Raw genomic sequence first — 7,068 nt, 5'->3', positions numbered from 1 at the left:
CCCGCCGGGCTTCGTGGAGCCGACCACGGGCCGCGTGGCTGTCCTGGTGCGCGAGTACGCGGCCAGCGACTTGAACGGCGATGCGCCGGCCTATTGGTACAGCGCGCAATCCGAGGAATGGGGCCTTGACCCCTGGCGTCTCGTTGAAGGCGTCGATCCGCACGTACATGGGGGTTCGTTCGACGTGTGCTTTGCGAGCGGCGGCACGCGCACCGTGGGGCCGCTGATGACGTTCTTCGTGAGCGCCGACCACGCGCAGCAGCTCGCAGTTTCGCGCGCCGCATCGCAGATGGGGCGCTACGGCATGCGGGTGATCGAGGTTCAGCAAGGCCCCGACGACCTCAAGCGCCTGGCCGAGCTGTATGCGGATGACGCCAAGAAGGAATGATTTTTAGCCGCTAAAACGCTTGACGCACCCGGCGAGTTTAGCTAAACTTCTGCACATGGTCGGCGGCTGGAACCGCCTTTTGTTCAACAACCGGGTGTGGAGTTTATATGGGTGTTCTCCATGAAGAAACGGCTAACCGAAGCCCAATTCCAGGCGGCGATCAAGGGCCTGGAGATCGGGCAACAGACCATCGACATAGCGCGCGGCGTGCTGGTCGATGGAAGGCCCCAGGCCGAGTTTGTGGCCTCGCTGGGGCTAACCAAGGGGGCGGTATCGCAGGCGGTCAGTCGCGTATGGGCAGTGGCGGGGGAAGTGCTCCCGCAGGGCTTCGAGCGAGTGACGGCGGTACTGCCGGAGCATCAAGCGTTCATCGTCAAGCGTTGGGAAGCCGACGCCAAGGGAAAGAGGAAACAGGAACCCAACTCATGAAAACACTGGTCACTGCAATTCAGAAAGGCGGTCAAGGCAAGACGTTCGCAACCTGCCACCTGGCGTTCGACTTCCAGGAGCGCGGCCTTCGGGTTGCAGTGATCGACCTGGACACCCAGGGCAATGCAAGCTGGACGCTGGCCGGCCACGATTCGGGCTATCCCGCCAGTCGCATGTTCACCGCCGGCGGCGACGAGCTGCGAGCCTGGTTCGCTGGCCGCGAGGACGACGGCCTGACGTTGATCGCGGCCGATGCCAGCCTGGCCAACCTGGACAAGATGGACTTGGCCCAGGCCGCCGGCGCGCTGCGGGCCAGCATCGAGGCGCTGGGCGAGTTCTTCGACGTATGCCTGATCGACACCGCCCCTTCCCTTGGCGTCGCCATGACGGCGGCCGTGCTGGCCGCCGACTACATGCTTTCGCCGGTCGAAATGGAGGCGTACAGCTTGCAGGGCATGAAGAAGATGGTTGCCATCATCGGCAACCTGCGCAAGCAGAACCCGAAGCTGCGCTTCCTTGGCATGGTGCCCAACAAGGTGGACGCGCGGAAGCCGCGCCACGTCAGCAACCTGGCGACCTTGCAGCAGGCATACCCGCAACTGATCTTGCCGTTCAGTGTCGGCGCGCGAGACAGCATCGCGGAGGCGCTGGGCGAGCAGATGCCGGTGTGGAAGATCAAGAAAACCGCCGCGCGCAAGGCCACCCAGGAAGTGCGCGCCCTGGCGGATTACGTATTCACGAAGATGGAGATCGCGCAATGACCAGCGCCGTAAAGACCAACGCCAAGAAGAAGGCCCCGCAAGCGGCCGCAGAGAAGCCCAAGGGCGGCGGGCTGGGCCTGGATGGCCTCGGCGACCTGTCGAGCCTGCTGGACGAGCCACAGGCCGCGAATGCGGCCCCTGGAGGCCCCCAGGAACTGCCGCTTGACCTCATCGACGAAGACCCGCATCAGCCGCGCACGGCGGACAACCCCGGCTTCACGCCGGAGTCCATCGCCGAGATCGGGGAGACGATCAAGCTGCGCGGCGTGAAGTCGCCCATCAGCGTGCGCGACAACCCGGATGTTCCGGGCCGCTACCTCATCAACCACGGCGCGAGGCGCTACCGTGGCTCGAAGTGGGCCGAAAAGACCACCATTCCGGCCTTCATCGACAACGACTACAACGAGGCCGACCAGGTAATCGAGAACCTGCAACGCAACGAGCTGACGGCCCGCGAGATCGCGGACTTCATCGGCCGCGAGCTGGCGAAGGGCAAGAAGAAGTCGGAGATCGCCAAGGAGATCGGCAAGTCGCCGGCGTTCGTCACGCAGCACGTCACGCTGCTGGACTTGCCCGAGCCGATTGCCCAGGCGTTCAACACCGGCCGCGCCAAGGATGTGACTGTCATCAACGAGCTGGTGACAGCCTTCAAGAAGAACCCCGAGGAAGTGGGTGCGTGGCTGGCCGACGACAGCCAGGAGCTGACGCGCGGATCGGTCAAGCTGTTGCGCGAGTACCTGGAGGACAAGCGCAACCAGGAGGGCGACCGCGATCCCAACACCGTCGATGCCTTCACCGGCAAGACCGATGGCGAGGACGGCGAAGGCGAGCAAGGCTCGCAGGATGACGCCAAGGGAAAGGAGCCGAAGGAACCCGACCCGGACAGGCTCAAGAAGGCGATCATCCAGGTCAAGCACGACGACCGCCCTGCCCGCCTGATCCTCAACCGCCGGCCGCCGGCCGAGGGCTGGGCCTGGCTCAAGTACGAGGATGACGGCCAGGAGTTCGAGGCCGACCTTGGCACCGTGCAGCTTGTCGCGCTGCTGGAGGGCTAGAAGCCCCTGCACCAGACCCCCACCGACCACCCCACCCCGTCGCCCCGCCATCGAGCGGGGCTTTTTTTTGCCTGCGCGCCCTGCGCCGGGCTGGCCCCGTTTTAGCCGCTAAAAAAAGTTCAGCTAAACCCTTGCACTATGTTGTATGTTGTAGTATGCTACACGCTACAACATACAACACCGGCCGAAAGGAGGCCCATCATGGCAATCACGAAAGAGCAGATATTTGCGGTCGCCGACGAGTTGGACGCCGCCGGCCAGAACCCCACCCTGGCGAGCGTGCGCAAGCAGATCGGCAGCGGGAGCTTCACGACCATTTCCGAGGCGATGAACGAGTGGCGGGCGCGCAAGGCCAGCCAGACGGCACCGATCCGAGAGCCGGCCCCGGCGTCGATCACCGATAAGCTGGCCGAGCTGGGCGGCGACTTGTGGGCCGTGGCCCTGGAAATGGCGAACAACCGGCTGGCTGCCGAGCGCGAGGCGCTGGAGGCCGTGCGGCAGGAAACCGAGGCAGCACGCCAGGAGGCGGCAGAGCTGGCCGACCAGCTCACCGGCGAGCTGGACGATGCCAAGGGTCGTATCGCGGCCCTGGAGGCCGCAGAAGCGGCCGCCAAGGGGGAGGCCGAGGGGTTGCGCGAGAAGCTGGCGGCGGCAAGCGAGCGGGCCGCTACGGCAGAGGCCCGCGCCGGCGAGCTGCGCACGGAGCTGGATCACGCCCACCAGGAAGCGCGCCAGGCCCGCACGGAGCGCGACAAGGCCCAGGAGAAGGCCACCGCGAGCGCCGACCAGGTGGAGGCCATGCGCGCGGAGCTTGCAGCCGCGAACAGCCGGGCAACCGAGATCGAGCGCCGGGCCGGCGAGCTGCGCGCCGACCTGGAGCGCGCGAACCAGGCGACCGACCAGGCGCGGGCGGCGCTGGCCGAGCAGCAGAAGGCCACCGAGGCGGCCGCCGGTCAGCTTGACCAGGTGCGCGGCGAACTGGCGAAGGTGCAGGCCAAGGCCGAAGCCGGCGACACTGCGCACCAGGAGCAGCGCAAGCAGATGGCCGCCGAGGCGCACCGCCAGGCCGAGCGACTGACGGCGGCCCAGGGCGAGCGCGATGCGGCGCGCAAGGAGGCCGCCCAGGCCCGAGAGGACGCCGCTACCCTGCGGGGCCGCCTGGAGGCCCTGGAAACCGTCATGGCCGGCGGCAAGGGCAAGGGCAAGGGCGATAGCACGAAAAACGCCTGACGACTATGCAGATTTTCAATAAAATGGTGCTTTAGTCGTATCTCCCCGGCCCCAAGGACGAGCCGGCCTCGCGTGCCGAGGTCGGCTTTTTTATTGCCGGAGACGGAGCACCTAGAAGGCCAAAGGAGGGATTCCCACATTTTGCGAAACACTAACGATAGGAGCGCCCTATGAAACAACGCCTCTTGGTCATGAACGGACAGCGGATCGTTCAGACCGAGCAAGAAGGGGCTTGGGCCAATCAGAAGGTTGACAAGGCGGGCGCATTGAAGCCCGGCATCTACAACCTATACATGGCCCAGCAGGCCGACAAAAAGCAGACTCACGATGGCGTGATCGTTCACGCCGACAACAATCAGGTGTTCCAGCAGGTAGGCAAGAACTTTGTCATGCACGCCCGGTCAGATTTCGATAAAGTACCTGAAATCGGGAGCGCGAAGAGCATCAGCTACAGCGCACAAGGCAAAGCTACCGTTGCCGCCGAGGCCCCGAAACTCACGCGAGGCCGATCCCGATAGCTTTTAGCGGCTAAAAGGAGGGCCACGCCTTGAAACGACTCACACCCACCGCCGGCCGGGCAGACGCCCGCCGCACCCAGCAGCCGGCATCCGCCGGCTTCGCAACAAGCACGACCAGCAGAACCGACGCCGCCGGCGATGGCCTGCTGGCCGCTGCCGAAGCCACCGAGGCCGAGCAGCAAGCGGCCCTGGAGGCCGCACCGCTCGACCAGACCTACCAGGAAGCCCTTGCCCTGTACGTCCAGGCCAAGCACGACCAGGTGGAGCGCATCGAGGATCGCCTTGAAAACCTGATCGACCGGCAGCAGGCGCGTTTGCAGCAGACCCAGGCGAACCAGCCGGGCCTACTGACCCGGCCAGGCGCGAAACGCGCCTGGCAGAACCAGCAGATGCAGCAGCAGGCGCGCTTGCAGTCCCTGCATGTGCGCCTGGAGGCCGTCCGCGAGATCAAGGAGGGCATGGGCCTGCACTCGCCGAAGGTCGAAGAGCTGGCAACCAGGAAGATGCGCGCCGAGAACCCCGAGCTGGCATCTGATTGGGATGCCATGCGCGAAGCGGCACGCCGGCACCAGGCGCTGCTACGCCGCGAGGAACAGGAGAAAAAGCAGGCGCAGACCCTGGAGCGACCAGGCCGGTCGCAGAGCTTGGGCCTCACGCGGGCCGTCTAAACGAAAGCCCGGCGATGCCGGGCTTTTTTCTCGAGCATCGCCAGTTCCGGCGATGACCTGCAGCATCGTCATTCCCGACGATGCAAGGGGCTGGCCAGCCTCGCCAGAAGCGACGATGCCGCCGGCGCGGTCGACCATCGCCATTTCTGACGATGAGATCCCGCATCGCCATTTACAGCGAGGCCCACAGCGCGAGGGCGGCCGCGAAAACCGCCATGCCGGCCGCCACGATGTTCATGTACGACACGCGCCGCGCTTCGCGGATCGGCGCGGCGAGCTGCGCGGCGGCCGCTTCCAGCTCGCGTCGCACCGCCTCGGCGGCGGCCTTGCCGCCGTCCTGCATCCCCTTCGCCATCGCCTCTTTGGAGGCCGCCAGGGCCGCATTGAGCGTCCTTTCGGCCTTTCCCTTGGCGTCATCCCCCCAACGGTGTGCGATGGCTTCCAGCTCTTCCTTGAAGCGATCCAGGATTTCTTGCTGCGCGGCCTGGCTGTCCTGCATCAGTCGGGTGTTGATCGTCTGGAGGATGAAGATCGGGTCGTCGCGGCCCACGGCGATGCCGTGCTTGACCGCGATCTCCCGTATCAGCTCTTCGATCTTGTCGTCGCTCGCCATCAGAGAACCGCCGCGTTGTCGAGCTGCTGGAAGAGCTGCGACTTCACGATCTTGAGCCGCTGCCGCGTCATGATCGTGAGCGCCGGGTCGGCCAGGGCCTCATCGAACGTCCGGCGCTCCTGGAGCATTTCCGAGAAGTCGCGGCCGTAGGTTTCTTCCTTGAGGGCCGGAATCTGGATGATGGCCGACACCCGAGCCTTGTTGTCGGTGTACGCCTTCATCTTCTCGAAGCCCTTGCCTTCGTGCTCGATTGGCCCCCAATACGGGTTCAGCCAAACCACGAACACGCATTCGGCCGGAAACTGCCGGGCCAGCGTGCTAAAGCCGTTCAGCGTGTCCAGGAAGGCTTGCCCGCCGGTGACGACCGTATGCACCACCAGTTCGTGCCCCATGTCCTGGAGCAGCGCCGGCACCTGGTTGCCGATCAAGTAGCTGGACAGCGGCACGAACGAGCTGGCCCCGTTGTCGATGATGACGTCGCCCTTGGTCGAGGCAATTTGCTCCACCAGGGCATCGAAGTTCCGGGTGTTGATCTCGTCGCCGTCCATGATGTTCAGGCGCTGCACGTTCAGGGCCTTGTACCCCTCGAAGGTGCTGTTGACCGGATCGGTGTCGATGCAAAGCGGCGTCTGCCCCTTGCTCGCCTTGTACTGCGCAATGGTGGCCGCGATCATCGACTTGCCGACGCCGCCCTTGCCCTGCAAGACCATGTGAATTTTCGCCATTACAGTAAATCCTCTTTATTCGGTTTCGGGTTGTAGTTGAAGCCGGCGATCCCTGCCGACTCGGGTTTCTTCGGCTCGGGTGCCTTCGGCTTCTTCGCCTTCGATCCCCCTACCTGTTGCGCCGGCTTCTCCCCCTTGGCCTGGTCGGCCGCCGGGGGAGGTGCCGGCGCGGGTGCTGCTGGTGCGGCTTTGATGAACCGCTGGACGTGCTTGCGGAACGTCTCGTAGCTGCACTTCACCCGGCCGGTTTCGCGCATGTACTCGTAGATCGTTGTCACCGCATAGCCCGAGTCCATTGCGGCCTTCACATCGCCACGCACCGCCAGGAACGCGACAGCGGCCGCGTCCTGTCGGCGCTTCTTGGCCGCTCGTTTCTCGATCCACGCGGCCAGCTCGTCGGGAAAGCTGCTTTCTGCCATCGCCTCGCTTCCGTGGTTTGTAAATAGCCGTCATTTTCATGTATCGACCCGTGGAAAGTCTATGTAAAGCGCGTGGATAGCAGCTTGACACCGCTGCATGTGGCGCGCTTCCTGGGCATTGTACGCCTTCATTCGATATATCCGCCATCTTTTCGCGCTAAATGCAGACAGATGCGAAGGTTTCGGTATAGACTTTCCTTGGTGTTATCAACGCCGTAAGGCGGGCAGGATGTGCGAAGTTAGCTAACCGGGCGAGCCGGTT

Annotated in this window: 10 protein-coding genes; 7 read left to right on the top strand and 3 right to left on the bottom strand. The window is 64.6% G+C overall.

What is annotated here, in order from left to right:
* From BN948_RS17270 to BN948_RS17240, 7 genes are all read left to right on the top strand, one after another.
* The coding region (locus BN948_RS17270) for a DUF2761 domain-containing protein (protein WP_081921988.1) at window positions 1-388 on the top strand (388 nt) is incomplete at its 5' end.
* Window positions 389-508: 120 nt separating this feature from the next.
* Window positions 509-817 (top strand): transcriptional regulator KorA, encoded by a 309-nt coding sequence (locus BN948_RS17265; RefSeq protein ID WP_011114062.1) that lies wholly within the window; start codon window positions 509-511, stop codon window positions 815-817.
* The gene (locus tag BN948_RS17260) at window positions 814-1,578 is read left to right on the top strand and encodes a ParA family protein (RefSeq protein ID WP_035622835.1); all 765 of its coding nucleotides are present in this window, start codon (window positions 814-816) and stop codon (window positions 1,576-1,578) included. The genes BN948_RS17265 and BN948_RS17260 overlap by 4 nt, the downstream gene beginning before the upstream one ends.
* A complete protein-coding gene (locus tag BN948_RS17255; RefSeq protein ID WP_051756173.1) occupies window positions 1,575-2,633 on the top strand; it encodes a transcriptional repressor gene korB in 1,059 nt (352 codons plus the stop codon). Before BN948_RS17260 ends, BN948_RS17255 begins: the two co-directional genes overlap by 4 nt.
* 201 nt (window positions 2,634-2,834) lie before the next feature.
* Window positions 2,835-3,863: a DNA-binding protein gene (locus BN948_RS17250; RefSeq protein ID WP_035622832.1), complete on the top strand. Its 1,029-nt coding sequence runs from the start codon at window positions 2,835-2,837 to the stop codon at window positions 3,861-3,863.
* Between the two features lie 170 nt (window positions 3,864-4,033).
* On the top strand, window positions 4,034-4,381 hold the full coding sequence (gene kfrB / locus BN948_RS17245; protein WP_011304101.1) for an IncP plasmid survival protein KfrB: 348 nt from the start codon (window positions 4,034-4,036) through the stop codon (window positions 4,379-4,381).
* Between the two features lie 29 nt (window positions 4,382-4,410).
* Window positions 4,411-5,049 (top strand): IncP plasmid survival protein KfrC family protein, encoded by a 639-nt coding sequence (locus BN948_RS17240; protein WP_035622826.1) that lies wholly within the window; start codon window positions 4,411-4,413, stop codon window positions 5,047-5,049.
* 172 nt (window positions 5,050-5,221) lie between these two features.
* Here the strand turns inward: BN948_RS17240 and BN948_RS17235 are convergent, their stop codons facing one another.
* The 3 genes from BN948_RS17235 to BN948_RS17225 are packed head-to-tail and all read right to left on the bottom strand — an operon-like array spanning window position 5,222 to window position 6,806.
* Window positions 5,222-5,662: a conjugal transfer protein TraM gene (locus BN948_RS17235; RefSeq protein ID WP_035622823.1), complete on the bottom strand. Its 441-nt coding sequence runs from the start codon at window positions 5,660-5,662 to the stop codon at window positions 5,222-5,224.
* Window positions 5,662-6,387: a nucleotide-binding protein gene (locus BN948_RS17230; RefSeq protein ID WP_035622820.1), complete on the bottom strand. Its 726-nt coding sequence runs from the start codon at window positions 6,385-6,387 to the stop codon at window positions 5,662-5,664. Before BN948_RS17230 ends, BN948_RS17235 begins: the two co-directional genes overlap by 1 nt.
* Complete coding sequence (locus tag BN948_RS17225) at window positions 6,387-6,806, bottom strand: TraK family protein (RefSeq protein WP_035622817.1); 420 nt, start codon at window positions 6,804-6,806, stop codon at window positions 6,387-6,389. The genes BN948_RS17230 and BN948_RS17225 overlap by 1 nt, the downstream gene beginning before the upstream one ends.
* Between the last annotated feature and the right edge of the window lie 262 nt (window positions 6,807-7,068).

Source organism: Hydrogenophaga intermedia, from assembly GCF_000723405.1.
Lineage (GTDB): Bacteria > Pseudomonadota > Gammaproteobacteria > Burkholderiales > Burkholderiaceae_C > Hydrogenophaga > Hydrogenophaga intermedia.
This window is presented reverse-complemented; position numbering and strand designations above follow the sequence as displayed.

Excerpts from the sequence above, each read along its gene's own strand:
- BN948_RS17265 (WP_011114062.1), top strand. The coding sequence starts at position 509 with ATGAAGAAACGGCTAACCGAAGCCCAATTCCAGGCGGCGATCAAGGGC.
- BN948_RS17260 (WP_035622835.1), top strand. The coding sequence starts at position 814 with ATGAAAACACTGGTCACTGCAATTCAGAAAGGCGGTCAAGGCAAGACG.
- BN948_RS17255 (WP_051756173.1), top strand. The coding sequence starts at position 1,575 with ATGACCAGCGCCGTAAAGACCAACGCCAAGAAGAAGGCCCCGCAAGCG.
- BN948_RS17250 (WP_035622832.1), top strand. The coding sequence starts at position 2,835 with ATGGCAATCACGAAAGAGCAGATATTTGCGGTCGCCGACGAGTTGGAC.
- kfrB (WP_011304101.1), top strand. The coding sequence starts at position 4,034 with ATGAAACAACGCCTCTTGGTCATGAACGGACAGCGGATCGTTCAGACC.
- BN948_RS17235 (WP_035622823.1), bottom strand. The coding sequence starts at position 5,662 with ATGGCGAGCGACGACAAGATCGAAGAGCTGATACGGGAGATCGCGGTC.
- BN948_RS17230 (WP_035622820.1), bottom strand. The coding sequence starts at position 6,387 with ATGGCGAAAATTCACATGGTCTTGCAGGGCAAGGGCGGCGTCGGCAAG.
- BN948_RS17225 (WP_035622817.1), bottom strand. The coding sequence starts at position 6,806 with ATGGCAGAAAGCAGCTTTCCCGACGAGCTGGCCGCGTGGATCGAGAAA.